The sequence below is a fragment of the Streptomyces sp. SID13726 genome, assembly GCF_010548375.1.
Lineage (GTDB): Bacteria > Actinomycetota > Actinomycetes > Streptomycetales > Streptomycetaceae > Streptomyces.
Genome location: NZ_JAAGLY010000038.1, coordinates 27,911 through 53,320 on the forward strand (window position 1 = coordinate 27,911; position 25,410 = coordinate 53,320).

22 protein-coding genes are annotated in these 25,410 nt (G+C 69.8%); 10 read left to right on the top strand and 12 right to left on the bottom strand.

The window, feature by feature from the left end; all coding sequences use genetic code 11:
• On the top strand, positions 1-1,956 hold the full coding sequence (locus tag G3I78_RS44540) for a kelch motif-containing protein (protein WP_164435798.1): 1,956 nt from the start codon (positions 1-3) through the stop codon (positions 1,954-1,956).
• 4 nt (positions 1,957-1,960) lie between these two features.
• Here the strand turns inward: G3I78_RS44540 and G3I78_RS44545 are convergent, their stop codons facing one another.
• Complete coding sequence (locus G3I78_RS44545) at positions 1,961-2,953, bottom strand: glycoside hydrolase family 6 protein (RefSeq protein WP_164435800.1); 993 nt, start codon at positions 2,951-2,953, stop codon at positions 1,961-1,963.
• A 181-nt stretch (positions 2,954-3,134) separates the two neighbouring features.
• On the opposite strand from G3I78_RS44545, the gene G3I78_RS44550 reads away from it, so the two are divergent.
• On the top strand, positions 3,135-3,644 hold the full coding sequence (locus G3I78_RS44550) for a MarR family transcriptional regulator (protein WP_164435802.1): 510 nt from the start codon (positions 3,135-3,137) through the stop codon (positions 3,642-3,644).
• A 67-nt stretch (positions 3,645-3,711) separates the two neighbouring features.
• Positions 3,712-4,050 carry a DUF3817 domain-containing protein gene (locus tag G3I78_RS44555; protein WP_164435804.1) on the top strand — a complete coding sequence of 113 codons (339 nt, stop codon included), beginning with the start codon at positions 3,712-3,714 and terminating at the stop codon, positions 4,048-4,050.
• A 193-nt stretch (positions 4,051-4,243) separates the two neighbouring features.
• Here G3I78_RS44555 and G3I78_RS44560 read toward each other — a convergent pair whose 3' ends face one another.
• Entirely contained in the window at positions 4,244-4,882 is a 639-nt protein-coding gene (locus G3I78_RS44560; protein ID WP_164435806.1) for a TetR/AcrR family transcriptional regulator, read from the bottom strand.
• Between the two features lie 233 nt (positions 4,883-5,115).
• Here G3I78_RS44560 and G3I78_RS44565 point away from each other — a divergent pair, with 233 nt between their 5' ends.
• From G3I78_RS44565 to G3I78_RS44580, 4 genes are all read left to right on the top strand, one after another.
• Positions 5,116-6,096, top strand: a complete 981-nt coding sequence (locus G3I78_RS44565; RefSeq protein ID WP_164435808.1) for a tetratricopeptide repeat protein — start codon at positions 5,116-5,118, stop codon at positions 6,094-6,096.
• A 662-nt stretch (positions 6,097-6,758) separates the two neighbouring features.
• Positions 6,759-7,403: a DUF6230 family protein gene (locus G3I78_RS44570; protein WP_164435809.1), complete on the top strand. Its 645-nt coding sequence runs from the start codon at positions 6,759-6,761 to the stop codon at positions 7,401-7,403.
• A gap of 167 nt (positions 7,404-7,570) precedes the next feature.
• Positions 7,571-8,179 carry a DUF6114 domain-containing protein gene (locus G3I78_RS44575; RefSeq protein WP_164435811.1) on the top strand — a complete coding sequence of 203 codons (609 nt, stop codon included), beginning with the start codon at positions 7,571-7,573 and terminating at the stop codon, positions 8,177-8,179.
• A gap of 94 nt (positions 8,180-8,273) precedes the next feature.
• On the top strand, positions 8,274-9,497 hold the full coding sequence (locus G3I78_RS44580; protein WP_343244001.1) for a hypothetical protein: 1,224 nt from the start codon (positions 8,274-8,276) through the stop codon (positions 9,495-9,497).
• A 244-nt stretch (positions 9,498-9,741) separates the two neighbouring features.
• Here G3I78_RS44580 and pyk read toward each other — a convergent pair whose 3' ends face one another.
• The 3 genes from pyk to pta form a co-directional block, all read right to left on the bottom strand.
• Positions 9,742-11,169 carry a pyruvate kinase gene (pyk, locus tag G3I78_RS44585; RefSeq protein WP_164435815.1) on the bottom strand — a complete coding sequence of 476 codons (1,428 nt, stop codon included), beginning with the start codon at positions 11,167-11,169 and terminating at the stop codon, positions 9,742-9,744.
• A gap of 73 nt (positions 11,170-11,242) precedes the next feature.
• Entirely contained in the window at positions 11,243-12,457 is a 1,215-nt protein-coding gene (locus G3I78_RS44590; protein WP_164435817.1) for an acetate kinase, read from the bottom strand.
• Positions 12,454-14,544 carry a phosphate acetyltransferase gene (pta, locus tag G3I78_RS44595; RefSeq protein WP_164435852.1) on the bottom strand — a complete coding sequence of 697 codons (2,091 nt, stop codon included), beginning with the start codon at positions 14,542-14,544 and terminating at the stop codon, positions 12,454-12,456. Before pta ends, G3I78_RS44590 begins: the two co-directional genes overlap by 4 nt.
• Positions 14,545-14,735: 191 nt before the next feature.
• Between pta and G3I78_RS44600 the strand changes: the two genes are divergently transcribed.
• Positions 14,736-15,761 carry an ATP-dependent 6-phosphofructokinase gene (locus G3I78_RS44600; protein WP_164435819.1) on the top strand — a complete coding sequence of 342 codons (1,026 nt, stop codon included), beginning with the start codon at positions 14,736-14,738 and terminating at the stop codon, positions 15,759-15,761.
• A 38-nt stretch (positions 15,762-15,799) separates the two neighbouring features.
• Here the strand turns inward: G3I78_RS44600 and G3I78_RS44605 are convergent, their stop codons facing one another.
• A complete protein-coding gene (locus G3I78_RS44605) occupies positions 15,800-16,504 on the bottom strand; it encodes a helix-turn-helix transcriptional regulator (RefSeq protein WP_343244002.1) in 705 nt (234 codons plus the stop codon).
• 178 nt (positions 16,505-16,682) lie between these two features.
• Here G3I78_RS44605 and G3I78_RS44610 point away from each other — a divergent pair, with 178 nt between their 5' ends.
• Positions 16,683-17,141, top strand: coding sequence for a PPOX class F420-dependent oxidoreductase (locus G3I78_RS44610; protein WP_164435823.1), 459 nt, complete (start codon positions 16,683-16,685; stop codon positions 17,139-17,141).
• A gap of 966 nt (positions 17,142-18,107) precedes the next feature.
• Here G3I78_RS44610 and G3I78_RS44615 read toward each other — a convergent pair.
• From G3I78_RS44615 to G3I78_RS44630, 4 genes are all read right to left on the bottom strand, one after another.
• Positions 18,108-18,935, bottom strand: a complete 828-nt coding sequence (locus tag G3I78_RS44615) for a carbohydrate ABC transporter permease (RefSeq protein WP_164435825.1) — start codon at positions 18,933-18,935, stop codon at positions 18,108-18,110.
• Between the two features lie 4 nt (positions 18,936-18,939).
• A complete protein-coding gene (locus tag G3I78_RS44620) occupies positions 18,940-19,800 on the bottom strand; it encodes a sugar ABC transporter permease (protein ID WP_164435827.1) in 861 nt (286 codons plus the stop codon).
• Entirely contained in the window at positions 19,797-21,173 is a 1,377-nt protein-coding gene (locus tag G3I78_RS44625; RefSeq protein WP_203616387.1) for an extracellular solute-binding protein, read from the bottom strand. The genes G3I78_RS44620 and G3I78_RS44625 overlap by 4 nt, the downstream gene beginning before the upstream one ends.
• A 174-nt stretch (positions 21,174-21,347) precedes the next feature.
• Positions 21,348-22,184, bottom strand: a complete 837-nt coding sequence (locus G3I78_RS44630; protein WP_343244003.1) for a 5'-methylthioadenosine/S-adenosylhomocysteine nucleosidase — start codon at positions 22,182-22,184, stop codon at positions 21,348-21,350.
• A gap of 74 nt (positions 22,185-22,258) precedes the next feature.
• Between G3I78_RS44630 and G3I78_RS44635 the strand changes: the two genes are divergently transcribed.
• Positions 22,259-22,810 (top strand): hypothetical protein, encoded by a 552-nt coding sequence (locus G3I78_RS44635; protein ID WP_164435831.1) that lies wholly within the window; start codon positions 22,259-22,261, stop codon positions 22,808-22,810.
• 143 nt (positions 22,811-22,953) lie between these two features.
• Here the strand turns inward: G3I78_RS44635 and G3I78_RS44640 are convergent, their stop codons facing one another.
• Together G3I78_RS44640 and G3I78_RS44645 are read right to left on the bottom strand one after the other, a co-directional pair.
• On the bottom strand, positions 22,954-23,640 hold the full coding sequence (locus G3I78_RS44640) for a response regulator (RefSeq protein ID WP_164435833.1): 687 nt from the start codon (positions 23,638-23,640) through the stop codon (positions 22,954-22,956).
• A complete protein-coding gene (locus tag G3I78_RS44645; protein WP_164435835.1) occupies positions 23,637-25,280 on the bottom strand; it encodes a sensor histidine kinase in 1,644 nt (547 codons plus the stop codon). Before G3I78_RS44645 ends, G3I78_RS44640 begins: the two co-directional genes overlap by 4 nt.
• Positions 25,281-25,410 lie beyond the last annotated feature (130 nt).

A 25,410-nucleotide genomic window follows, 5' to 3' on the forward strand; every position in this document is an offset into this window, starting at 1 on the left:
ATGGCCTACCAGCCGTCCCAGAAGACCAAGAAGACCGTTCTCGGCATCGGCGGTATCGCGATCCTCGCCGGACTGAACGCCCCGGCCGCACTCGACTTCGCGGGCGAGAAGTACCACGCCTACAAGATCGCCCAGCCCGAGTACCAGGCGAAGTACGGCAGTTGGAGCAAGATCGACATCCCCGAGCAGTACCGCACCAACGCCATCCACGCGGCCCTGCTGCACACCGGCAAGGTGCTGATCGTCGCCGGATCGGGCAACGAGCAGAAGAAGTTCGACCAGGGCTCCTTCGACACCGTCCTGTGGGACCCGGTGAAGAACACCTTCAAGAAGATCCCCACCCCCGACGACTTCTTCTGCTCCGGACACGCCCAACTCCCCGACGGCAGGCTCCTGGTGGCCGGCGGCACCGCCCGCTACGAACTCCTCGACGGCGAGGTCGACCGGGCCGGCGGCGGGATGCGGGTCAAGAACGAGAGCCCCGACAAGGCGATGTTCCTGAAGAAGGGCACCCGCTTCCGCTCACCGGCGGGGGTCGAGTACGTCAGCAAGTTCGACGTCACCGTGCCCCGGGCCAAGCGCACCCAGAAGATCACCTACAACCGGCGCGGGGTGATGCAGCCCTGGCAGACCAAGGTGACCGCGAGCGAGGTGCGGGTCTTCGTCGAGGCCGCCGAGAAGGGGCCGATGTCGGTCACCGAGAAGCAGGCCCAGTACGAGGTCGTCGGCCTGACGGGCAAGGACGCGAACAACACGTACGGGCTCAGCGAGAAGATCACCATGGACAAGCAGGACTTCCAGGGGATCCGCGCCGCCTACGAGTTCGACCCGACCGCCGAGCGGTACATCCCGGTCGCCCCGATGGACAAGGCCCGTTGGTACCCGACCCTGGTCGGCCTCGACGACGGCCGCGTCCTCGCCGTCTCCGGCCTCGACGACGTCGGCGTGATCGACCCCGGCGACAACGAGATCTACGACCCCAGGACCAAGAAGTGGACCCGGGGCCCCAAGCGCTACTTCCCGACCTACCCCGCGCTCTTCCTCACCAAGGGCGGCAAGCTCTTCTACCCGGCCTCCAACGCCGGTTACGGCCCCGCCGACCAGGGCCGCGAGCCGGGTCTGTGGGACCTGAAGACCAACACCTTCCAGAAGGTGCCGGGCCTGCGCGACCCCGAGGAGACCGAGACCTCCGCGTCCCTGCTGCTGCCTCCCGCGCAGGACCAGAAGGTGATGATCATGGGCGGCGGAGGCGTCGGCGAGTCCAAGAAGTCGACCCCGCGCACGGCCGTCGTGGACCTGAAGAAGGACAACCCGGTCTTCGAGGACGGCCCCAACCTCCCGCAGGGCACCCGGTACTTGAACAGCGTGATCATGCCGGACGACACCGTCTTCACCTCGAACGGCTCCGAGGACTACCGCGGCCGCAGCGCCAGCAACATCCTCAAGGCCCAGTTCTACGACCCCAAGGGCAATGTCTTCCGCGAGGCCGCGTCCCCGTCGGTCGGCCGCAACTACCACTCCGAGGCACTGCTGTTGCCCGACGGACGGGTGGCCACCTTCGGCTCGGACCCGCTCTTCGACGACCAGCAGAACACCAAGCTCGGCCACTTCGAGCAGCGCATGGAGATCTTCACCCCGCCCGCGCTGCACCGCAACGCCACCAACAGGCCGGTCCTGGAGGACGGTTCGGCGCTGCTGGACTCGCGGCACCGGGCGACCTACCGGACCGACCACCCCGAACGGGTCGTCAAGGCCCGGCTGATGCGGCCCAGCGCGGTCACCCACACCACCGACGTCGAGCAGCGCTCCATCGAACTCGCGCTGACCAAGGACACGCACTCGGTGACCGTGGAGGTGCCGAGGGACCGGGCCCTCGTACCGCCCGGCTGGTACATGCTGTTCGTGACGGACGCGGACGGCACGCCGTCCGAGGCGAAGTGGATCCAGGTCAAGTGAGCCGTCAGCCCCGGGAGTTGCCCGCGAGACCCAGCGCGTACTCCGGCCACCACTGACCGGCGTCCGGGCCGCCCTCGCAGGTGCCGTCCGACTCCCCGGGGCGCTTGATCCACAGATAGGCGTCCAGGGCGGGCTCGCCGGTGTCGGTGGTCGGGCGGGTGCCGAGGGCCCTGCCGGGCGGGTTGCACCAGGCGCCCGGCAGCGGCCCGTTGCCGTTGCGGCTGCTGTCGACGACGAAGTGCTTGCCGCCGAGGTCGCCGGAGAGCTGGAGGCCGTACTTCCTGGTGGCGGCGTCCGTCTGGAAGTTGGAGACGTTCAGGGAGAAGCCGTCGGCGTCCGCGATGCCGGAGCGCTTGAGCGGCTCGACCAGCTTCCACGGCTCCCGGATCCAGGACGGGTTGCCCGCGTCCAGGTACACCTTGGTGCCCGGCTGCTGCTTCAGCCGGGTGATCGCCTCGCCGAGCAGCTGCTCGCGCTCGGTGGCGTTCTCGGCGGGCGTGCAGCCGTCCACGATGTGCGCGACCGCGTCCGGCTCCAGGACCACCAGCGCCTTCGCGTCGCCGAGCGCCTCGGCGAATTTCCCGATCCAGGCCCGGTAGGCGTCCGCGTCGCCCGCCCCGCCCGCCGAGTGCTGGCCGCAGTCCCGGTGCGGGATGTTGTACGCCACGAACAGCGCCGTACGCCCCTCGTGGGACGCCGACGCGGTGGCGGCCTTGATCACCGGGGCCGGGTCGATCTCCCCGGCCGGCCACAGCGCGACCGGCTCGTCGGCGATGCGCTTCAGCAGGTCGGCGTCCTGGGTACGGCCCTCCCGCCGCCACATCTGGATCTGCTGGGCGGCGGAGCTCGCGGGGTCGACCCAGAAGGGCTGGGCGGCGCTCGCCTTCCTGGACGCGGCACCGGCGACGGAGGCCTCGTCGACCCGGGACGCGGACGAACAGCCCGCCGCGAGCCCGAGCACCGTGAGCGCGGCGACGGTGTGGATCAGCCGGGACATGCTGCTCCCTGGGGCGTAGGTGACAGTCAGTGAGCAATCGTGACATAAGGGAGCCATTCGTAAGGGAAGGGACATGGCTCGCGCGCGGTCGGAAGCGGTGGTCCGAGCCGCCGTCCGAAGCTCCCGTCTGATGGGCGAGACGGTGCTGACCACGATGTGACCGGCCGGTAAGGTCGATGCCGTGCCGAAGCCGCTCAGTCTTCCCTTCGACCCCATCGCCCGCGCCGACGAACTCTGGAAGCAGCGCTGGGGAAACGTGCCGTCCATGGCCGCGATCACCTCGATCATGCGCGCACACCAGATCCTGCTCGGCGAGGTCGACGCGGTGGTCAAGCCGTACGGGCTGACGTTCGCGCGCTACGAGGCACTGGTGCTGCTCAACTTCTCCAAGGCCGGCGAGCTCACCATGTCGAAGATCGGCGAGCGGCTCATGGTGCACCCCACGTCGGTCACCAACACCGTGGACCGCCTGGTCAGGTCCGGCCTGGTCGACAAGCGCCCCAACCCCAACGACGGCCGCGGCACCCTCGCCTCCATCACCGACAAGGGCCGCGAGGTCGTCGAGGCCGCCACCCGCGACCTCATGGCGATGGACTTCGGCCTCGGCGTCTACGACGCCGAGGAGTGCGGCGAGATCTTCGCGATGCTGCGCCCGCTGCGGGTCGCCGCGCGGGACTTCGACGAGGACTGACCGGACGCCTCGGCGGAGGGCCGACCCGGCCCAAGATCTCCCGGAACAGGTCGTTACGCTCGTACGCATGAAAAAGAGCGTGCTCACCCGCTACCGGGTCATGGCCTACGTCACCGGTGTGCTGCTGGTCCTGCTGACCCTCGGCGTGATCGCCAAGTACCTGCTCAAGATGGACGGCGCGGACAGCTTCACGACGGCCATCGGCATCGCGCACGGCTGGCTGTACGTGGTCTACCTCGTCGTCGCCTTCGACCTGGGCGCCAAGGCGAAGTGGCCGGTGAAGAAGCAGCTCTGGGTCCTGCTCGCCGGCACGGTCCCGACGGCCGCGTTCTTCGTGGAGCGGAGGATCAGCCACGAGCTCGAGAACAAGATCGTGGACTCGGCTCCGGCGCCCGTCAAGGCGTAGCCCCCTCGTAGTCCCCCGTCGCCCCCACCGTCGTACGGCACGCGTACGGCGGTTGTTCGTCGACCATTACTAGGGCGTCCTAGTAATTTCGGAGGCATGGACGCCGACGCCGGCAGGCCTTCGGTATGCCGCCCCTCATGGGCCGCGACTCCGGAGACCCTCGCGCCCGGCCAATGCGGGGATTGACGCCCCCCTACTCGGTGGCGGCTGCGGCGCTCGCCCCCGCCAGCCCTGTCAGCAGGATCTGGGTGAAGCCGCGTACCCAGTCCTCGTCCGCCGGTTCCGCGCTGACCAGGGTGCGGTGGACCACCGCACCCGCCACCATGTCGAAGATCAGGTCGACCGTGCGGGCAGCCTGCTGGGAGTCCGGCTCCGGGGGAAGCTCGCCGCGTGCCTGGGCGCGTGCCCGGCCCTCCAGGACCAGGCGTTTCTGGCGGGTCACGATCGAGGCCCGGATACGTTCGCGCAGGGCGTCGTCGCGGATCGACTCGGCCACCACCGCCATCAGGCCGCTCTTCGCCTCCGGACGCGCCAGGATCGCCGCGAACTGCAGGACCACCCCCTCGATGTCGGCGGCGAGGGTGCCGCTGTCGGGGAGTTCGAGTTCGTCGAAGAGTTCGGCCACCGCGTCGACGACCAGTTCGTTCTTGCCGGCCCAGCGGCGGTAGAGGGTGGTCTTCGCGACTCCGGCGCGGGTGGCGACGTCGCCGAGGGTGAGTTTGGACCAGCCCAGTTCCACCAGCGCCGCTCTCGTCGCCGCGAGGATCGCGGTGTCCGCCGCGGCGCTGCGGGGGCGTCCTGTGGCGCGTGGGGCGGGGGTGCGGCTCTGCATCCCTTGACCATAACCGGCGGTAGTTGTGTGGCAGTGAGGGAGATCACCGGGGTGGGGTACCGGGTGGGCACCCAGTGCCATTACGCTACGACTCGTAGCGAAAGCTCGCGACAGACGTACGCGGGTGACGGCACGCACGGCGTGGGGTGGGGACCCGGCGCCGAACGCCGCGCAGCACGACCGGCTTTCACAACGCTTTTCACACACGCGCGGGTACGGGGGAGGATAGACGCATGCAGCCACGGAACATGTCCATGAGCGGAGTCGTCGACCTCGCCGCGGTGAAGGCGGCCCAGGAGGCCAAGACGAAGGCGGAGCAGGCACGCGCCGAAGCCGCCCGGCAGGGCGGTGGCACCGGTGCCGTCTCGCCCGCCGATCTCGTCATCGACGTCGACGAGGCGGGGTTCGAGCGCGACGTCCTGCAGCGGTCCACCGAGGTCCCGGTCGTCATCGACTTCTGGGCCGAGTGGTGCGAGCCCTGCAAGCAGCTGAGCCCGGTCCTCGAACAGCTCGCCGTCGAGTACAACGGGCGCTTCCTGCTCGCCAAGATCGACGTCGACGCCAACCAGATGCTGATGCAGCAGTTCGGGGTGCAGGGCATCCCGGCGGTCTTCGCCGTCGTCGCCGGGCAGGCCCTGCCGCTCTTCCAGGGGGCCGCCGGCAAGGAGCAGATCCGGCAGACCCTGGACCAGCTGGTGCAGGTCGCCGAGGAGCGCTTCGGGCTGACCGGTCTCACGGTCGACCCCGACGCCGACCCGGGTGCCGCCCCGCAGCAGCCCGCCGCGGTGCCGGCGGGACCGTACGACGCACTCCTGGAGGCCGCCGTACGCGCCCTGGACGCGGGGGACTTCGGTGGCGCGGTGCAGGCGTACAAGAACGTACTGAACGACGACCCGGGCAACTCCGAGGCCAAACTGGGGCTCGCCCAGGCCGAGTTGCTGCACCGGGTGCAGGACCTGGACCCCGCGCGCACCCGTCAGGACGCCGCCGATAAGCCGGGTGACGCGCAGGCCCAGATCGCCGCCGCCGACCTGGATCTGGTGGGCGGTCATGTCGAGGACGCGTTCGGGCGGCTCATCGACACCGTGCGGCGCACGGCCGGCGACGACCGGGACGCCGTACGGCTGCGGCTGCTGGAGCTCTTCGAGGTGGTCGGCGCCGAGGATCCGCGGGTGGCCGCGGCGCGCAGGGCGCTGGCGCGGGCACTGTTCTGAGCCACGGCGGCGAGCGGGGCGGGGAGCCGGTTCTGACCAGTCGTTAAACACGCCGGCATGTGTTGCCCGAGTGAAAAAATTGCCGAAGTAGGGTCACTGCGGCCGCGCTTTACCAAAACTTGGTAATCGTGGCCGCTGTTACTTGCAGTAAGTCAGAGGCGTTGTTCTGTCGGATTCTGTCCATCGATCAACAGCTTTGTCCTCCCCTCTACTGCCACCCAGCGTCGCCGACCGAGACCAGCGGGTCGTTGTTCGGTTATCCGGCCGTTACTACCGAGTAACGAAGCCCCTTGTGCGGGCGGCGAGAATGCACCACGATCGGCGACGCTCGGTCCATTCCCGTACCCCGACAGCCGGTCGGGCCGCGGGAGTCTCTGGGTCCCCACCGAGCAGGGACGGCGGCAGGTGCGCCGGCCCTTGGACAGGGGGGTCTTCGCCCATCCGGCGAAGCCTGTCCAGCAAGGTTGTGCGTGATGCGTGTCAGGCGCGACCAGTGGTTGTCGCTCGGGGGTGATCGCCGGTGATCGGTGCGCGGTTCGCGCCTCCGAGTGCAGGCGCTCCCCTTCCCGAGGACGTAGCACTTCTCCCATCCCTGCCCGGCTGAGCCGTCCTTTCGACAGGGCAGTCAGGGTCAGGAGATGTACGTCCGAGAAGGAGGAAATATGGAGTCCCAGGTGCGTGGCGGGACCAGATGGAAGCGGTTCGCTGTGGTCATGGTGCCCAGCGTCGCCGCGGCCGCATGTGTGGGCGTGGGGCTGGCGCAGGGTGCGCTCGCCGCGTCGTTCAGCGTGTCCGGCCAGCAGTTCAAGGTGCATGTCGACAAGCTGCACGGTGACGGGTTCGCCCAGTACGGCGGCATAGACACCGTCTACACCTCGACTGCGGGTGACAAGCAGACGCAGGTTCCGGTCGCCATCTCGTCGTTCGACGACGCGACCCTGACCAAGATGTGTCAGTCGGTCAAGACGACGATCCCTGTCATCAACAAGACGTTCTACCTTCGTCTTGACGCGGGCGGGGACCCGAACAAGCCGGTCACGGCGCACAACCTCTACATCGACATGTCCCAGCTGGACGCCGATGCGAAGTTCACGAACATCGACATCGGCGTTGCCCTCAAGGACAAGACCCGTGGTCCTGCCGTGAAGGACACGGCGTCGACGCTGCCGGGCGGCTTCGCCCAGCAGGCGGAGTCGGCCGACCTGACGAATGTCGATCAGACGGCGTGGGCGACCTCGGCCGGCACGTTCGCGCTCAGCGGTCTGTCGATGAAGCTCGGCACGAGTGCCGACATGGAGTGCTTCTGACGGCTTCGGCCGTGAGTTGACCAAAGGGGGGCGGGGAAGCCGTGCTTCTCCGCCCCGCCTGCCGGGTCCGACGCCCCGACGGCGGACAACAAACTCAGACTTTCCGGCTTTTCCACACGTACGGCCGAGCCGGTATGTACCTCAACCGGACCCAGGGAGCTTTTTCCATGAGTGCCGAGACTCCGGTCCAGACCACCGGGACCTTCACCCGGCTGCGTCTGCGATTCCGTGCCTGGCGGGGCAACCGGCCGTTCTGGGCAGGCGTGTTCACCCTGCTCGGCGGGGTGCCGATCGCCTACTTCCCGTACGCCACCTTCAAGTTGGGCACCATGTCGGTCGCGATGGCGACCACGGCGGGTGCCGGCTCCCTCATCATCGGTGTACTGCTGTTCACGCTGGGCCTGACCATGTGGTTCCAGCAGGCCACGCGGATCTTCGCCGGTGTCGCGGCCATCGTGCTCTCCCTGGTGTCCCTGGTGGTCTCCAACATCGGCGGCTTCATCCTCGGCTTCCTGTTCGCGCTGATCGGCGGAGCGCTCGCGGTCTCCTGGGCGCCGGGTGCGCCGCCGAACCCGCAGCCCGCGCGGGAGGACGGCACGGACGTGGGCGACGCCCCCCGGGCCGCCGACCCGGACACCGCGATCCTCCGCCCGGTGCTGGACGAGAAGGACGCGCCGTACCGGACGTCGGAGCACGGAAGCGGCGGAGCGGCGGACGGGACGCCCGAGAGCGCCTGGGCCACCGGGGACGCGAACGGGGGGTCCCGTGTCGGCTGACGAGCTTCAGGGAGAGAGCCCCGCGGCCGCCGCGGGGGTCAGAACGGGACCTCGGCACGCGGCGCCCAAGAAGCCGCTCTTCACGAGGTTCCACGTGCCGGCCGGCAAGGCGATAGCCCTGGCGGCCATGCCGACGGCGGTGCTCATGGGCATCGGGTTCACCCCGACGCTCGCCCTGGCCGACGACCAGCCCACCTCGAAGAGCCTGACGGCCGACGAGTACAAGGACTGTGTCGCCGCGCTGACGGGCACCGAGTCCCCGTCCGCCTCGCCGAGCACCTCCCCGGACGCCGACGACGACACGACGGCGACGCCGTCCCCCTCGGCCTCCGGCGACTCGGCCTCGGGCAGCGACTTGGGCTCGGGATCGAGCGGCTCCTCCTCGTCGGATTCAGGTTCCGACGACAAGGCCACGCCCACCCCGACCCCGTCCGCCTCGGCGAGCAAGGAGACCAGCTCCGGCTCCACGGCCACGCCGACCCCCTCGGCGTCCGCGAGCGACGACGGCAACCTCCTCACCGACATCGGTGACGCGCTCAGCGACATCTTCACGGGCGGCTCCGGTTCGAGCGGTTCGTCCAGTGCCAGCCCGACTCCGACCCCCTCGGCCTCGGCGTCCGAGAGCGCGGCCGGCGGCTCGGGGGACTCCGCGGGCGACACCGTCAAGGAGACGACCAAGAAGGTCACCGACACGGTCGACGACACCGTGAAGGACACGACCGACAAGGCGTCCAAGGCGGCGGAGGACACCAAGAAGGCCGTGGAGGACGCCACGAAGGCGGCCGCGGACGCCACGTCCTCCCCGAGCCCCTCGGCGAGTGCGAGCTCCACCACCGACCCGGACGACTGCCCCGTCGCCACGGACGACGTCGGCGACGTCGACAACAAGGTGCCGCTGCCGAACGACCCCTGGTACCTCCAGGCCAGTTCGCTGACCCTGACCGGCGCCGACTACCAGGGCGTGGTCCAGGTCAGGACCGCCAACGGCAAGACGAAGAAGGTGCTGAAGTACGTCGTCGACAAGACGGACATCGTCGACCTGCACCAGCTGGTCAAGGAGCAGGGCAACACGTACCACGTGCAGGCGGCCAAGGGCTCGACGTCGACGTTCACCGGCGGCAAGGTCACCATGTACACGGAGAGCATCTCCGGCAACCTCTTCGGCCTGATCCCGATCACCTTCAGCCCGGACAGCCCGCCGCCGCTGAACATCCCCCTGATCTACTTCACCAACGTGAAGGTCACCCAGGCCGCGCAGTTCGGCGGGGACCTGACCATCCCGGGGATGCAGGTGTACACGACCGCGGGGACCGGCTGAGCCGAGTCACCCGGGCGGCGGCTTGCCACGAACAGGCCGCCGCCGACGCGCTCCACACCGCGGCGTCCCGGGTGACCGCCGCGGGATCCGGACCTGAGGGCCTGGACCCTGGAGCGTACGGGCCCGCCCGGGAGTCACTCCGCTCGTGCCGGAGGACCGCCCGACGAACTGCCCCGTAGCCCCCGCCAACAACCAAGGGCGCCCCCTGCCGCAGGGAGCGCCCTCAGTGTCGTACAAGTGCCCGCTACTGCCCCGCGCCACCGATGTGGTGCACCCGGAGCATGTTGGTGGTGCCCGCCACGCCGGGGGGCGAGCCCGCGGTGATGATGACGATCTCGCTCGGGTTGAAGCGGTTGATCTTGGCGATCTCCTGGTCGACCATGTCGACCATCTCGTCCGTGGTGTTCACGAAGGGGACCACGTGGGACTCGACGCCCCAGCTGAGGGTGAGCTGGTTGCGGGTGTTCTCGTCCGTGGTGAAGGCGATGATCGGCTGCGACGCGCGGTAGCGCGAGAGGCGGCGGGCCGTGTCACCGGACTGCGTGAAGGCCACCAGGCCGCGGCCGCCGAGGAAGTCGGCGATCTCGCAGGCCGCGCGGGCCACCGAACCGCCCTGGGTGCGGGGCTTCTTGCCGGGGACCAGCGGCTGAAGGCCCTTCGACATCAGCTCCTGCTCGGCGGCGACGACGATCTTCGACATCGTCTTGACGGTCTCGATCGGGTAGGCGCCGACCGAGGACTCCGCCGACAGCATGACCGCGTCCGCACCGTCCAGGATCGCGTTGGCCACGTCGGACGCCTCGGCGCGGGTGGGGCGGGAGTTGGTGATCATCGACTCCATCATCTGGGTCGCCACGATCACCGGCTTGGCGTTGCGGCGGCACAGCTCGATGAGGCGCTTCTGCACCATCGGGACCTTCTCGAGCGGATACTCGACGGCCAGGTCGCCGCGGGCCACCATGACGGCGTCGAACGCCATCACGACACCCTCCATGTTCTCCACCGCCTGCGGCTTCTCCACCTTGGCGATGACGGGGACCCGGCGGCCCTCCTCGTCCATCACCTTGTGGACGTCGTCGACGTCCTTGGCGTCCCGCACGAAGGACAGCGCGACCATGTCGCAGCCCATGCGCAGCGCGAAACGGAGGTCCTCGACGTCCTTCTCGGAGAGCGCGGGGACGTTGACCGCCGCGCCGGGCAGGTTGATGCCCTTGTGGTCGGAGACGACACCGCCCTCGATGACGATCGTCTTGACCCGGGGCCCGTCGACGTCCAGGACCTTCAGCTCGACGTTGCCGTCGTTGATGAGGATCTGGTCGCCGCGGGAGACGTCACCGGTCAGGCCCTTGTAGGTGGTCCCGCAGATGGTCTTGTCGCCCGGGACGTCCTCGACTGTGATGACGAACTCGTCACCGCGCTCCAGCTCGACCGGCCCCTCGGCGAAGGTCTCGAGACGGATCTTCGGGCCCTGGAGGTCGGCGAGGACCCCGATGGGCCGGCCGGTCTCCTTGGACGCGGCACGGACGCGGTCGTACCGCCCCTGGTGCTCGGCGTGCGTGCCGTGGCTGAAGTTGAAACGGGCCACGTTCATGCCGGCTTCGATCAGCGAGACCAGCATCTCGTGGGAGTCGACCGCGGGGCCGAGAGTACAGACGATTTTCGAACGGCGCATGGGGCGATCCTATCGGTTTGTTTCGCTGCGGAATATTCCGTCTGGTGGAAGAAACAAATGAGGGGAGGGGTGCTCAGTTGTCCCCTTGGTTCTCTTCGACCAGCGCGTAAGTCTGGGTCGCGATTTCCAATTCTTCGTCGGTCGGCACCACCGCGATTGTTACTCGCGAGTTCGGCCGCGAGATCAGTCGCGGCCCGTCCGCGCGTACGGCGTTCCGCTCCGGGTCGAGGAGCAGTCCCAGCTCCTCCAGGCCCGCCACGGCGGCTTCCCGCACCGGCGCCGCGTTCTCCCCGACCCCGGCCGTGAACGCGATCGCGTCCACCCGGCCGAGCACCGCGTAATAGGCGCCGATGTACTTCTTCAACCGGTGAATGTAGATGTCGAAAGCGAGCTTCGCGTCTTCGTCACCCTCGTCGATCCGGCGGCGGATCTCCCGCATGTCGTTGTCTCCGCACAGGCCGATCAGCCCGCTCTTCTTGTTGAGAAGAGTGTCGATCTCGTCCGTGGACATTTTGCCAACACGCATCAAATGGAAGATGACGGCCGGGTCCATGTCACCGGAGCGCGTACCCATCACGAGCCCCTCCAAAGGCGTCAGCCCCATGGAGGTGTCCACACACCGCCCGCCGCGCACCGCCGAGGCGGACGCGCCGTTGCCCAGGTGCAGCACGATCACGTTGACGTCCTCCGGCGCCTTCCCCAGCAGTTCCGCCGTCGCCCGGGACACATACGCGTGCGAGGTGCCGTGGAAGCCGTAGCGCCGGATGCGGTGCGCGTCGGCGGTCTCCACGTCGATCGCGTAGCGCGCGGCCGACTCCGGCATCGTGGTGTGGAACGCGGTGTCGAACACGGCGACCTGCGGCAGGTCCGGGCGCAGCGCCCGCGCGGTGCGGATGCCGGTGAGGTTGGCCGGGTTGTGCAGCGGGGCGACCGGGATCAGCCGCTCGATCTCGGCGAGCACGGCATCGTCGATCACGGTCGGCTCGGTGAAGGTCTGCCCGCCGTGCACGACCCGGTGCCCGATGGCGGCCAGCTCGGGGGAGTCCAGACCGAGCCCGTCCCTCGCCAGTTCTTCCGCTACGGCCTTCAGCGCCGCGTCGTGATCGGCGATCGGGCCGGTCCACTCACGCGACTCGCCGCCCCGGGGGGTGTGCTTGAGCCGCGAGGACTGCTCACCGATCCGCTCGACCAGCCCCTGCGCGAGCCTGCCGCTGTCGCGCATGTCGAGCAGCTGGTACTTCACCGAGGAGGAGCCGGAGTTGAGGACGAGGACGCGGGAGGCGCTCACAGCTGGGAAGCCTTCTCACTGGGGTTCTGGGCCTGGATCGCCGTGATGGCGACGGTGTTGACGATGTCCGAGACCAGCGCGCCCCGGGACAGGTCGTTGACGGGCTTGCGCAGACCCTGGAGCACCGGGCCGACGGCGATGGCGCCGGCCGAACGCTGCACGGCCTTGTAGGTGTTGTTGCCGGTGTTGAGGTCGGGGAAGATCAACACGCTGGCCTGGCCCGCGACTTCGGACCCCGGCAGCTTGGTCTCCGCGACGGTCGGCTCGACCGCGGCGTCGTACTGGATCGGCCCCTCGATCTTGAGGTCGGGCCTGCGGGAACGCACCAGCTCGGTCGCCTCGCGCACCTTGTCGACGTCGGCGCCCGAGCCGGACGTACCCGTGGAGTACGACAGCATCGCGATCCGCGGCTCCACGCCGAACTGCTCGGCGGTCGCGGCCGACTGGATGGCGATGTCGGCCAACTGCTCGGCGTTCGGGTCGGGGTTGACGGCGCAGTCGCCGTAGACAAGCACCTTGTCGGCGAGGCACATGAAGAAGACGGACGACACGATCGAAGCGTCCGGCTTGGTCTTGATGATCTCGAAGGCGGGCCGGATGGTGGCCGCCGTGGAGTGCACGGACCCCGACACCATGCCGTCGGCGAGGCCCTCCTGGACCATCAGGGTGCCGAAGTAGTTCACGTCGGAGACGACGTCGTAGGCGAGTTCGACGGTGACGCCCTTGTGGGCCCTCATGGCCGCGTACTTCTCGGCGAAGGCGTCGCGCAGCTCGGAGGTCGCCGGGTCGATCAACTGGCAGTCGCCGAGGTCGATGCCGAGGTCGGCGGCCTTCTTGCGGATCTGGTCGACCGGGCCGAGCAGGGTGAGGTCGCAGACGCCCCGGCGCAGCAGCACCTCGGCGGCGTGCAGGACGCGCGGCTCGGTGCCCTCGGGCAGGACGACGCGGCGCTTGTCGGAGCGGGCCGTCTCCAGGAGCTTGTGCTCGAACATCATCGGGGTGAGGCGGTCGTTGCTCGGCGCGGAGACCCGGCGGGCGAGGTCGGCGGTGTCGGCGTACCGCTCGAAGAGACCGAGCGCGGTCTCCGCCTTGCGCGGGGTGGCCGCGTTCAACTTCCCCTCCAGGGAGAAGAGTTCGGTGGCCGTGGTGAAGCTGTTGCCGGCCACCGAGAGCACCGGGGTGCCGGGGGCGAGGCGGGCGGCGAGGGTCAGCACCTCGGCGCTCGGCACCTCGTTCAGGGTGAGGAGCACACCGGCTATCGGCGGGGTGCCGGCGCTGTGCGCGGCGAGCGAGCCGACGACCAGGTCCGCGCGGTCGCCCGGCGTCACCACCAGGCAGCCGGGGGTGAGGGCATTGAGGAAGTTCGGCAGCATCGCGCCGCCGAAGACGAAGTCCAGCGCGTCCCGGGCGAGCCCGGAGTCGTCGCCGAGGATCACCCGGGCACCGAGTGCCTGTCCGATCTGCGCGACGGTGGGCGCGGCGAGCGCGGGCTCGTCCGGTACGACGTAACAGGGCACCGGCATCCGGCCGGAGAGCCGCTCGGCGATCTCGTCGCGGTCCTCGCGGGCCACCCGGTTGGTGACCATGGCGAGGACGTCGCAGCCCAGGCTGTCGTAGGCCCGGTGGGCGTTGCGGGTCTCGGCGAGCACCGACTCCGCGGACTGTGCGCGGCCGCCCACCACCGGGATCACGGAGGCGCCGAACTCGTTGGCCAGCCGGGCGTTCAGGGAGAGCTCGTCCGGGAGCTGGGTGTCGGCGAAGTCGGTGCCGAGGACCAGGACGACGTCGTAGTCGCGGGCCACCACGTGGAAGCGGTCCACCAGCTCGGAGACCAGCTCGTCGGTGCCCCTCTCGGCCTGGAGCGCGGACGCCTCGTGGTAGTCGAGGCCGTAGACGGTGGCCGGGTCCTGGGAGAGCCGGTAGCGGGCGCGCAGCAGCTCGAAGAGCCGGTCGGGACTGTGGTGCACCAGCGGCCGGAACACCCCCACCCGGTCGACCTGGCGGGTCAGCAGCTCCATGACCCCCAGCTCGACGACCTGGCGGCCGTCGCCGCGGTCGATCCCGGTCACGTACACGCTGCGGGTCACGCTGCTCACTCCGTTTCCTCGGTGACGTCCTTGGCGACACAGATGCGCCCACCGGGGTGAGCGGAATCCCCTTGACAGTACCTCCGGCGCTGGTCAAGGCGCCCGTCAGCACGGGTGCGCCGGGGCGTACGGGACGTGAAAGAATCGGAAGCGGCTCACCGGTATCAACAGCGAGCAGGAGACACAGCACGATGCGCATCGGAGTTCTCACCGCAGGCGGCGACTGCCCTGGTCTGAACGCAGTGATCCGGTCGGTCGTGCACCGAGCGGTCGACCATTACGGCGACGAGGTCATCGGCTTCGAGGACGGCTACTCCGGCCTCCTGGACGGCCGCTACCGCGCCCTCGACCTGGACAGCGTCAGCGGCATCCTGGCCCGCGGCGGCACCATCCTCGGCTCCTCCCGGCTGGAGCGGGACCGGCTGCGCGAGGCCTGCGAGAGCGCCTCCGACATGATCCACCAGTTCGGCATCGACGCGCTGATCCCGATCGGCGGCGAGGGCACCCTCACGGCCGCCCGCATGCTGTTCGACGCCGGTCTCCCGGTCGTCGGCGTCCCGAAGACGATCGACAACGACATCTCCTCCACCGACCGCACCTTCGGCTTCGACACCGCGGTCGGCGTCGCCACCGAGGCGATGGACCGCCTCAAGACCACCGCCGAGTCCCATCAGCGCGTGATGGTCGTCGAGGTCATGGGCCGGCACGCGGGCTGGATCGCCCTGGAGTCCGGCATGGCCGCCGGCGCCCACGGCATCTGCCTGCCCGAGCGGCCCTTCGACCCGGCCGACCTGGTCAAGATGGTCGAGGAGCGCTTCGCCCGCGGCAAGAAGTTCGCCGTGGTCTGCGTCGCGGAGGGCGCACACCCCGCCGACGGCAGCATGGACTACGGCAAGGGCGAGATCGACAAGTTCGGCCACGAGCGCTTCCAGGGCATCGGCACCGCGCTGGCGTACGAGCTGGAGCGCCGCCTCGGCAAGGAGGCCAAGCCGGTCATCCTCGGCCACGTCCAGCGTGGTGGCGTACCCACCGCGTACGACCGTGTTCTCGCCACCCGCTTCGGCTGGCACGCGGTGGAGGCCGCGCACCGGGGCGAGTTCGGCAGGATGACCTCGCTCAAGGGCACCGACATCGTGATGGTGCCGCTCGCGGAGGCGGTCACCGAGCTGAAGACGGTCCCGAAGGACCGGATGGACGAGGCGGAGTCGGTCTTCTAGGCCGGTCGGCGAAGGCTTACCAGGGTCTGAGGGCGGCTCTACGGCCGTCTCTCCACCGCTTCCCAGAACCGTTCCACGATCTCGTCCAGGAAGTCCCGCCCGGCCGAGCCGGCGTGTTCGCCGCCGCCGCCCCAGCTCAGGGTGGACACCATCTGCCCCTGGTACTGCCGGTGCAGCTCCTGGAGGGTGTCCTCCAGGAGGTGCCGGTCCAGCGGCACGATCTTCGCGACCTGACGGACGTAGGCCTGCCAACGGGTGCTGACCGCGCCGCGCAGCGCTTCGGCGAGCCGTGTCTCCCGCCCGGTGACGGCGACGAAGTCCGGCAGGGTCAGCTCCAGCAGGTCGGCGAGGAGGGCGGACTGGCGGTCGGTGCCGCGCCACTCGTCGTGCTCCTCCATGCCGAGATAGACGAGCAGTTCGAGCCCTACGACGCGGGCGACGTCCTCGGGGGCGACGCCCCGGGCGACGCGGTGCTCGCGCAAGGTGCGGGGGCGGCCGATGAGTTCGCCGGGGGAGCACCACAACACGCCCGCGAGAGCGGTGAGTTCAGGACTCGTCGGACAGACGATCCCGCGCTCCCAGGCGACGACGAGATCCGGCGTGACGTAGGGGAGCCCGTAGGAGACGCGCAGCCCGTAGGCCACGTGCTCGGGACCCATGCCGAGAGCGACACGGAGTCTGCGGGCGGTGAGGTTGTCGAAGGGCGGTCCGGGCTGGTTCGGCAGAGCTGGGGGTCGGCGCACGGCCCACAAGTTAGGGAAGCGAACAGCCGGTGACTACGGTCTGTTCGGCCAGGAACACGGATTGTAGGAAACTACGGTTTCGACCGCGTATTCGGGCTGGCTGAAGATCGTCTGTCGGTGGCGCGGGCGGGGTGGCGAGGATGGCGCCGGGTGCCCGGACGGGTGGCCGGAAAGAGGTGTGATCTTCGTGTACGAAGTGAATGGCAAGGTAGAGGGGCATATTCGCGAGCGGCTGGAGGCGCCGAACTTCTGGCACCTCGCGACCGTCGGCCCGGACGGAGCGCCGCAGGTCTCGCCCATGTGGGCGGATCTCGAAGGTGAGTACGTCATGGTCAACACGGCGATCGGCCGCGTGAAGGAGGAAAACCTGCGGCGCAATCCGAACGTTTCCCTCTCCCACCACGACCCCGAGAACCCCTACGACCGCGTCGAGATCCGGGGCCGGGTCGTCCGCTTCGTCGAGGGCGAGGAGGCGGAACGCTCCATGGACCGCCTCACCCAGAAGTACATCGGCGAGGACCGGTATCCGTGGCTGCTGGCGGGGGAGCGGCGAGTGATGCTGCTCATCGAGCCGGTGAAGGTACGCAGGGTGGTGGGAGTGGAGCCGTTCCGGCCGGGGCTGTTGCCGGGGGAGTGAGCGGGGGTGTCGGGTAGGGCGTGGCCTGCTGGGCGGGTGAGTTGGGGGGCATGGCGGGGATCATGGAGCCCTGCGCGTGCCCGCCTCAGTGGTCGGCGGACGGTCAAGCGCCTCGGGTTCGGCCGCGCGCTGGGTGGTGGGGGTGTTGCCGGACGCGTGAGTGGGAGGGACACAGGGTCTCGCGCGGGTGATGGGAGCGGGCCTGCTGGCCGGGGCGGCGGGGGCGGCGGGGGCCTGCGGTGGAGGCCGGCGGCGGGGGCCTCGTAACCCTGTCCGCCCTCGCGGGCTGCGCCGGGCTCGGTGGACTACCGGCGCGGCAGGCGCCCCTTGGTCCGGCCCGATGCCCAAGGCGCCCGCGCGTGCCCGTGATCGGCGGACTCGCCCGCAGAGGGGTGAGTTGGTATGCGCGGGCCGAAGGGGCACCGTCACCCCGTGACTGCCCCGCCCTTTCTCAGGCGGGGGCGTAGCTCCGCCGGCGCCCACCCTGCCCGCGCTCGACGGACGACCGATGCGGCAGGCACACCTGGCTTCGGCCGGACGGTCATGGTGTTCGTGCCAGTGCCGTTGCCCGAGCGTGGCCGTCGTCGGCGGGCCAGGAGGGACGATCAGGCGCCGAGGGGGGGGCAGGGCATCAGGGGCGAAGGGGCACCCGTCGTTCCTCGACCGCCCCGCCGAGGGCGCGCCCCCCTTCTTGGCGGGGCCCCGTAGCTTCGCCCGCGCTCATCTTGTCGGCGCTCGGTGAACGACCGGTGCGACAGGCGCACCCGGCTCCGGTCGGGCGGTCACGGCGTCCGTGCCGGTGCCGGTGTTGCCCGAGGGTGGCCGATCGGGCGTCGAAGGGTGCGCCGGGATGTCCGGGGCGATGGGGTATCCGGTGCCCCTCGGCTGCCCCGCCCAGCACGCGCCCTTCCAGGCGAGGCCCCGTAGCTCCGCACATGCCCGTCCAGCCGGCGCACCCGGCTCCAGTCACCCCTTGACCGCCCCGCCCAGTGCGAACCCTCCTCCCAGTCGCCGTGCGATCAGTACGTACAGCAGGATCACCGGGGTCGAGTAGATGATCGAGAAGGCGGCGAGTTGGCCGTAGGCCACCATTCCGCGGTTGCCGAAGAACTCGTTGATGCTGACGGAGGCGGGCATCTGGTCGGGGGTGAGGAGCAGCATGAAGGGGACGAAGAAGTTGCCCCACATCATGACGAAGGAGAAGACGGTCACTACCGCGACTCCGGGGCCCATGAGGGGGAGCACGATGCGGAGCAGGGACTGGAGGGTGCCCGCGCCGTCCGTCCAGGCCGCCTCCTCCAGTTCCTTCGGGACGCCGTCCATGAAGTTCTTCATCAGCCAGATGGCGAAGGGGAGTTGGGAGGCGGCGAAGAACAGGATCGTGCCCTGGAGGGTGTCGATCAGGTCGACCTGCACGAACAGGGCGTAGACCGGCACCATGATCGCCGTGATGGGCAGACTGGTCGCGAAGAGGATCGACAGCAGGAACGGACGGTTCAGGCGGGAGCGGAAGCGGGACAGCGGGTAGGCCGCGAGGGCCGCGCACACCACCGTCAGCAGCGTCGCCCCACCGCACAGGATCAGGCTGTTGAGCAGCGGGGTGAAGGTGATCTCGTCGGTCAGGATCGCGTCGAAGTTGGCGGTGGTGAGCCCGTCGGGGACCTTCACCCTGAGGTCGGCGTGCGGGTCAAGGGCCGACAGGACCACCCACGCGAGCGGCAGCAGGAAGGTGGCGGCGAGCGCCAACAGCCCCACGTCGGCGGCCAGTCGGCGGTTGCGGCGGCGGTCGGACACGGCCTCAGACCTCCGTCCGCAGCAGCCGCATGTAGACCAACGAGAACAGCGAACCGACCAGGAGCAGCAGCAGGGCCACCGCGGTGCCGTAGCCGATCATGCTGTTCTGGAAGGCCTGTTCGTACATGAACAGGGGCAGCGTCTGGCTCCTGTCACCCGGCCCGCCCCTCGTCATCACCCAGATCAGCCCGAACACCGACAGCGTCTGAAGGGTGTTCAGCATCAGGTTCGTGCCGATCGAACGGCGGATCATCGGCAGCGTGATGTGCCACATCCGCCGCCAGCCGCCCGCGCCGTCGACCTCCGCGGCCTCGGTGATCTCCTTCGGTATCTCGTTCAGCGCCGCCGTGTAGACCAGCATCGAGAAGGCGGTGCCGCGCCACACGTTCGCGAAGGACACCGCGAGGATGGGGAGGGTGAACAGCCAGTTCTGGGACGGGAGACAGAGCCAGTCCAGGATGGCGTTCAAGGTGCCCTCCTTGCGGAAGAAGGCGTAGAGCAGGAAGCCCGCCACCACCTCCGGCAGCACCCACGCCGTGATCACGATCCCGCCGGTGAGCGTACGGACCGGCTTCGAGGCGCGCTGCATCAGGGACGCGAGCGCCAGCCCCAGGGTGTTCTGCCCCAGCAGCGACGACACGACCGTGAACACCAGCGTCAGCCATACGGCGTTGAGGAACTCCTCGTCCCGGAAGGCCGTACGGAAGTTCTCGAAGCCGACGAACGACGACTCCGCCTGACCGGTCAACTGGAGGTCGGTGAAGGCGATCCAGGCGCAGTAGGCGATGGGCCCGGCGAGGAACAGGAGCAGCAGGACGAGGGCGGGGGCGACGGGGAGGGCGCGGGTGAGGGCACGGACGTTCACCGGGCGGTCACTTGGCCGTCGGTGACCTCCTTGAGCGTGTCGTCGTAGCCGCTCACCGCGTCCTCGACCGACGTGTCACCGGTGGTCACGCCCTCCATCGCCTCCTGGATCGCGGTGGACACCTTCGGATACGCCGGGTACGCGGGCCGGTAGTGGGTGCTGGCGACCAGGTCGGTGAAGAACCGGATGCCGGGCTGCGCGTCGGCGTACGCGGGGTCCTCGGCGACGTCCTTCCGTACCGAGATACCGGAGTTGGCGACGTACCACTTCTGCGCGTTGGCCTTGGTCTGCATCGTCCTGACGAACTCGAACGCGAGGTCCGGGTTGGCCGCCTTCGCGGGCACCGCCCAGGTCCAGCCGCCGGACATGCTCACCTTGCCGGGGGCCTGGCCGTGCTGGGTCGGCATGTACGCGAGCCCCAACTCACTTGACCACTCGGGCCATTCGTGTCCGCTGCCCGCCAGCCAGTCCTGCGGGAGCCAGGAGCCGTCGAGGTTGATGCCGAGCTTGCCCTGGGGGAGCAGGTCGCCGCGGACGATGGTCTGGATGTTGGGGTCGAGGGCGGTGGAGACGTCCGGGCCGAGCTTCTCCCGGTAGACCGTCTCGACGAAGGAGAGGGCGTCCTCGAAGCCCTGGCCGCCGGTGATCCACTTCTTGGCCGAGTCGTCGTACAGGGGGTCGCTCCGGCCGTCCCCGGTGCCGTACAGCAGCATCTCGAAGCCCTGCATGGTGGCGGCCTCGCCCGCCGGTTTGCCGGTGTAGACGTTCAGGGGCGTGACGTCCGGGACCCTCCGCTTGATGGTGCGGGCCGCGTCGAGGACCTCGTCCCAGGTCTTCGGCTGCCAGTCGGCGGGCAGCCCGGCCTTCGCGAAGATCCCCTTGTCGAACCAGAGTCCACGGGTGTCGGTGCCGTCCGGGACGCCGTACGTCTTCCCGTCCTCGGCCTTCGCGGCGGCCTTCGCGGTGTCGATGAACTGGTCCCAGTCGGGCCACTTGGCGAGATAGGCGTCGAGCGGCTTCAAGTACCCGCTGGTGATGTCGGAGTTGATGAGGAAGGTGTCCTCGTAGACCAGGTCGGGGGCCGTCTTCGCGGACCGGAGCATCTGCTGGAGCTTCGTGTAGTACTCCGAGTCCGGCGCCTTGATCGGGACGAGTTCGACCTTCTTGCCGGGGTTCGCCTTCTCGAACTGCTTCTTGATGTCCGCGAGATAGGCGTCCATCACATGGATCGAGTTGTCCGTGGACTGCTTGAACGACACCTTCACGGTGTCCGGATCGCTTCCGGAACCGCCGCCGCAGGCGGTGAGGGTCGCTGCGGCGGTGACAACTGTGGTGAGCAGGGCGGTTGTTGCGGCGGTGGGGCGCACGGGCATGACCTCCTGCGGGCGCACGTCGTTGTGGCCTGGGTGGTTGCCCGGTGAAGGTAGGAGGGGTGGTCTGCTCAGGTCAATGCGTGTGCGCGGGTTGGCCGGCGGGGGCCCTTCGGTGTCGGCGACCTGGACGAAGCCCAACCGGCCCCCGCAAGGCGTCCCGGCCCCCGCGAGACGTCAGCGCGGTGGCCCGGTCCGCTTGCCGATCACGGTCCCGTAGAAGGTGCCGTTCCGCAGGTCGACGTGGTCGCCGCCGTACCACCCGACCCGGTGGGGACCCTCGGTCGCATCCCTCCGCACCCGGTACCTGCGCAGCACCTCCGCCGCGACCGCCGCGGCCTGCTCGGCGGCCCAGTGCTGGGAGCCCGAGGCGTCGGCGGCGGGCTTGCCGGTGTCGGCGTGGTCGCTGATGCCGCGGATCACCAGGGCCTCGGCCCGGCCGTCGAGGTGGGCCGCGTGGGCCGCACCGGAGCCCTCCGTCTCGATGGCCGCCGCGTCGTTGTAGTGCTCGCGCAGATGCCGGGCGAGGCCGGACCCGGAGTCCGCCAGGACCACGTCTCCCGAGGCGATCGGCTTGAAGTGCGCCCGTACGCCCGGCAGCTCACGGACTGCCGAACGCGCCGCCTGCACAAGGGCGTTGGAACCGGGCCAGGCCTCGGGCCGGACCAGGAAACCCTCGGGCGTCTGCTTCCCGCCGTGCACGGAGTACACCTTCGTCCCCACCACCACGTCACCGATCCCGATGTCCTCCTTCAGGCTGCCGGCGACCCCGACGAACAGCACGGCCCGCGGGCGCAGCCAGGAGACGAGCTGGGTGGTGAGCGCGGCGGTGTTCAGGGCTCCCTCGCCCAACTCGGCCAGCGCGACAGCCCAGTCGGCCCCCGCCAGGCGACCGCGCTCCACACGGGTGCCGGTCTCCGCGTGGACCAACTCCTCTCGGCCGGTGAGGTGGGTGCGCACGGCCGCGTATTCGAGCGCGAGGGCGGTAAGGATCACCACCACGGGGTCGGACACGGGATCAGATACAGGGTCGGACACGGGATCAATCTCCGGCACACTCACAAGGTACGCCGGGAAAAGGGGACCGAGTGCCGGAACAGAACGTCACCGTAGGGCAGTTGCTGCTCACCGAGTACCAGAGCCTCAAGGACGAGCAGAAGGCAAGGATCGGATTCCGGGACAACCTCCTGTACGTGACCCTCGCCGTCGTGGCCGCCGTCATCGCTGCGGCGGCACAGGCCGAGCGGACGTCGATGCTGCTCGCGCTCCCGCCGGTCTGCGTCGTCCTCGGATGGACCTATCTCGTCAACGACGACAAGATCTCCGCGATCGGCACCTATGTCCGCGACGAACTCGGCCCCCGGCTCGCCGCCCTGGCCCGTCCGGACGGCTCCTTCGAGGCGTTCGCCTGGGAGACCGGACACCGCGGGGACCCGAGGCGGAGGTCCCGCAAGGCGATCCAGCTGCTGGTGGACCTGACCGCGTTCTGCGTGGTGCCACTGGCCGCGCTCACGGTGTTCTGGGCGGACACCGACGGAGGCGTGGCGCTGGTGGCGGTGTCGGTGCTGGAGGCGCTGGCCGTGACCGGGCTCGCCTCGCAGGTGGTGCGGTACGCGAGACCGGCGCCGACTGGCTTGTGAACGCGGGGAGTTCGAGGAGCCGCGCCGGCACGCTCACGGCCCCGGAGTCGCGTTGGGACACTCACCGGCCCGGAGTCGCGTTGGGACACTCACCGGCCCGGAACCCACCGGCACGCTCACCGGCCCGGAACCCACCGGCCCGCTCACCGCCCCGGAACCCACCGGTAGACCAACTCCGGCCGCCCCACCTGCCCGTACAGCGGACTGCGTCCCGCCCGCCCCGCGTCCACCAGATGCTCCAGATACCGCCGGGCGGTGATCCGGGAGATCCCGACCGCCTCGGCCACCCCGGCCGCGGTGAGCCCTTCCCCGGCCTCCCGCAGCGCTCCGGTGACCCGTTCCAGCGTCGGGCCGCTCAGCCCTTTCGGAAGCGCCGCCGGTGAGGGTGCGCGCAGGGCCGCCAGTGCCCGGTCCACCTCGTCCTGGCCGCTCGCCTCGCCCGCCGCGCCCCGGAACTCCGCGTACCGCACCAGCCGGTCCCGCAGCGTCGCGAAGGTGAACGGCTTCAGGACGTACTGCACGACCCCGAGCGACACCCCCTCCCGCACCACGGTCAGATCCCGGGCCGAGGTCACCGCGATGACGTCGGCGTGATGCCCCGCGGCCCGCAGCGACCGCGCGAACTGCAAACCGTGCACATCCGGCAGATGCAGATCGAGCAACAGCAGATCCACCGCCGTACGGTCGAGAATCCGCCGCGCCTCCGCGCCGGTGTGCGCCTTGCCGACCGCCGTGAAGCCCGGCACCCGCCCCACGTACATGACGTGCGCGTCCGCGGCGACGGGGTCGTCCTCCACGACCAGGACCCGAATGGGCTGTACGCCGTTCATGCCCCGCCTCCCGGCACCGCCGCGGACCGTACGGCCGTACCGCTCAGGGGCAACCGCACCTCGAACCGCGCCCCGCCCCCGTCCGCCTCCGCCACGGAGAGGGTGCCGTCCTGTCGGTGCACCGCCTGGCGGGCCAGGGCGAGACCGAGGCCCCGGCCACCCGGACCCGCCGGCTTCGTCGAGAAGCCCCGCTCGAAAACCGCCTCCGCGTGCGCCGGGTCCACCCCGGACCCGGTGTCGGACACCCGCAGCACCAGCTCCGAGCGGTCCGGGTCGGCGTACGCCGTCACGGTCACGCGCGCCCGGACACTGCCCTGGGCCGCGTCGACCGCGTTGTCGATGAGGTTGCCGAGGATCGTCACCAGATCCCGCGCGGGCAGGGACGACGGCAGCAGTCCGTCGTCGAGGCGGCTGTCCTCCGACACCACCAGCTCCACACCCCGCTCGTTGGCCTGGGCGGTCTTGCCCAGGAGCAGTGCCGCCAGCACCGGCTCGCCCACCGCGGCGACCACCTGGTCCGTCAGCGCCTGCGCCAGCTCCAGTTCGGCGGTCGCGAAGTCCACCGCCTGTTCCGCGCGGCCCAGTTCGATCAGCGACACGACGGTGTGCAGCCGGTTCGCCGCCTCGTGGGCCTGCGAGCGCAGCGCCTGGGTGAAGCCGCGCTCGGAGTCCAACTCTCCCATGAGGGACTGGAGTTCGGTCACATCGCGCAGGGTCACCACGGTGCCGCGCCGCTCCCCGCCGGAGACCGGTGAGGTGTTGACAGCCAGCACCCGGTCCGCGGTCAGATGCACCTCGTCGACCCGCGGCTCCGAGGAGAGCAGCGCACCCGTCAGCGGCGCCGGCAGCCCGAGGTCCGCCACCGACCGCCCGATCACCTCGTCCTGCGACGACACACCCAGCAACTCCCGTCCGCCGTCGTTGATCAGCGCGACACGGTACTGCCCGTCCAGCATCAGCAGCCCCTCGCGTACGGCGTGCAGGGCGGCCTGGTGGTAGTCGTGCATACGGCTCAGCTCGGCCGCGTTCATGCCGTGGGTGTGGCGGCGCAGACGGGCGTTGACGACGTACGTCCCGACCGCGCCCAGCGCCAGCGCACCGCCCGCGACGGCGATCAGGGCCGTCAGCTGCCCCTGCACCCGCTTGCTGATCTCCTCCACCTTGATCCCGGCGCTGACCAGACCGATGACCTTCCCGTCCTCCTCGACCGGGGTCACCGCCCGGACCGAGGAGCCCAGGGTGCCGGTGTACGTCTCGGTGAAGGTGTCGCCCTTCAGCGCGCGCTCGGTGTTGCCGAGGAAGTGCCGGCCGATCTGCTCCTTGTCCGGATGGGTCCAGCGGATGCCCTGCGGGCTCATGATCGTCACGAAGTCGACGTCCGTGTCGGCCATGACCCGCAGCGCGTACGGCTGCAGCTCCGCCGTCGGCCGCGCGGTGTGTATGGCCGACCGCACCGACGGCGAGTCCGCGACCGCCCGCGCCACCGCCCTGGCCTGACTGCGCGCCGCGTCCTCCGCCTGCCCCCGGTCACTGACATACGTGAACAGTGCGTATCCAGCCACGACCACGGCTATCAGCACGGCCTGCATCGCGAAGAGCTGCGCGGCCAGGCTGCGGGGTCTCGGTACGGGGATGCGCATGTCGTCAGTCTGCCCCCATGGCCGATTGTGAACTAAATGAACGGAAGGGTGACCGCCCTCACAGGGCAGGAGATAGTCACGGCATTCCTCATAGCCCGGACGTGAGCCGCACGCCGGTCATACCGACGAA